Annotated in this window: 2 protein-coding genes; both read right to left on the reverse strand. The window is 71.7% G+C overall.

All coding sequences use genetic code 11. The features are described 5' to 3' along the window. A partial coding sequence (gene flhF, locus AC30N0_RS01245) for a flagellar biosynthesis GTPase FlhF (RefSeq protein ID WP_489516123.1) occupies positions 1–1088 on the reverse strand: 1088 nt, incomplete at its 3' end. A 79-nt stretch (positions 1089–1167) separates the two neighbouring features. After that, a partial coding sequence (locus AC30N0_RS01250) for an FHIPEP family type III secretion protein (RefSeq protein WP_489516124.1) occupies positions 1168–2418 on the reverse strand: 1251 nt, incomplete at its 5' end.

The following is a 2418-nucleotide window of genomic DNA, read 5'->3' on the forward strand; positions in this document are numbered from 1 at the left end:
CGGCTGTCGCGCTGCGCCATGCCGGCGGTGTCGATCAGGACCATCTTCTTGGCGGCGAGCAGGTCGAGCAGGTCCTCCAGCGAAGCGCGGTCGTGCGCGGTATGCACCGGCACGCCGAGGATGCGGCCATAGGCGCGAAGCTGCTCGTGCGCGCCGACTCGGTAGGCGTCGAGGGTGACGAGGCCGAGGTTGCCGGCGCCGTGGCGCGCTGCGAAGGCGGCGGCGATCTTGGCGGCGGTGGTCGTCTTGCCGACGCCGGTGGCGCCGATCAGGGCGAAGACGCCGCCGCGGTCCTCCAGCGCCTCGCCGCTCTCGGCGGCCTGCAGGTTCCGTTCGAGGACCTGGGCGGCCCACGCGCTCTCGTCGGCGACGTCGGTGCCCAGCCCGTCGGCGAGCTTGCGCACGAGGACCGGCGAGAAGCCGCAGTCGAGCAGCTTCTGCGTCAGTCGAGCCTCGGCCGGCCGGCGCTGCAGCCGCTCCAGGAAGGCGAGCATACCGAAGCGTTCCTCGATCAGGCCCTTGACCGAGCGGAGCTCGCTGAGAAGGTCGGTGCCGTGGCGCAGCGAGGCCTCGGCGTCGGGGCCGCTGCCGGCAGCCACCGATGCAGCGGCCTGCGGCATCGCCGCGTCGACGACCACCCCGGCAGGCGGAGCGGGATAGCGGGTCTCGTCGTCGAGGCGGACGTCGAGACGTCGTGACAGGGGCTGCACGGCGGCGGCGGCAGGCATCGACGCCCGACGCTCCACCGCCGTCGATTTGGCCTGGTGCTCCATCGCGTCGGCGCGCCGCTTCAGCATGCGCTTCCTGACGTAATCCTGGAACGAGAGCGTGCTCATCTCGAGCCGCTCGGCGTCCTGCTCGGCGCTGCTTGCGTCGAGGTCGGCGTCCGCCTGCGTCGACGCGGCCGGGGCGGCAGCGCCCGTGGCCATCTGCTCGATCCGGCCGACCGCCTCCGGGGCCATCGCGAGCACCTCGACGCCGCCGGCGCTCGGCTTGGTCGACAGCACCACGGCGTCGTCGCCGAGCGCCTCGCGCACGAGGCGAAGGGCTTCGCGCGAGGTTCGCGCCGTGAAGCGTTTGACGTTCATGTCGCCTCCCGCAGGGAACGAAGTGAGGGTGAGGGGTTCATGCCGCCTCCCGCAGCGAACGAACGTGAGCGTGAGGGATTCATGCGGTAGCTCCGATGATCGAGCCGATGCGGATCGAATGGGTCTCAGGGATCTCGCTGTGCGACAGCACCTTCAGGCGCGGCACGGCCCGCTTCAGGAGCCGGGCCATGGGCGCGCGGATCCCGTCCGGCACCAGCAGGCAGGCCGGATGGCCGAGGTCTTCCTGGCGCCGTGCCGAGTCGGCGGCGCTGCGCGCGATGGTGTCGGCGACGCCGGGGTCGAGGGCGGCGCCGTGCGGCGAGTTGAGGGCCTGCGAAACCATGCGCTCGAGCTCGGGCTCGAGGGCGATGACCTCGAGCTCCTTGGTCGGGCCGTAGATCTGCTGCACGATCGACGGCGCCAGGTGGACGCGGATGCGGCGGGCCAGCTCGGCCGGGTCGGTGACGGTGGCGGCGAACTCGGCCAGGCACTCGACGATCGAGCGCATGTCGCGGATGTGCACGCCTTCCTCGAGCAGGAGCTGGAGCACCTTCTGCAGGGCGGCGATGCCGACCATCTTGGGGATCACGTCTTCCATCAGTTTCGGGGCCAGCTTGGTGACGTGCTCGACGAGTTGCTGCGTCTCGACGCGGCCCAGCAGGCGGGCGGCGTGGAGTTGCATCAAGTGTGAAAGGTGGGTGGCGATGACGGTCGCGCAATCAACGACCGTAAATCCGGCCATCTGCGCCTGCTCCCGCTGCCGCTCCTCGATCCAGGTGGCGGGCAGGCCGAAGGCCGGGTCGGTGGTCGGCGTGCCGAGCAGCGGCGTCATCGTCGCCGCACCCGGGTTGATCGCCAGCCACATGCCCGGATAGGCCTCGCCTTCGCCGACCACGGCGCCGCGCAGCGTCAGCCGGTAGGCGCTCGGCTTCAGCTCGAGGTTGTCGCGGATGTGCACCGGCGGCGGCAGGAAGCCGACGTCCTGCGCGAACTTGCGCCGCACGCCCTTGATGCGCGCGAGCAGGTCGCCCTGGCGTGCCTTGTCGACGAGGGCGATGAGGCGGTAGCCGACCTCGAGGCCGAGGGTGTCCACCGGCTGCAGGTCGTCCCAGCTCGCCTCCGCGTTGGCCGGGGGCGGCGCCGGCGCTTCCGGCGGCGCCGTCTTCGCCCGCTGCTGCCGCCGGTGCAAGAGCCAGGCGCCGTAGCCGAGGCCGGCGGCGATGACGAAGAAGACCAGGTGCGGCATGCCGGGAATTGCACCGAGCACGCCGAGCACGCCGGCGACGACCGCGAGCGAGCGCGGCGACGAGAACACCTGCTGCGTGATCTG

It is taken from the genome of Rhizobacter sp., from assembly GCF_031412495.1.
In the GTDB taxonomy this organism is placed as follows: domain Bacteria; phylum Pseudomonadota; class Gammaproteobacteria; order Burkholderiales; family Burkholderiaceae_C; genus Schlegelella_A.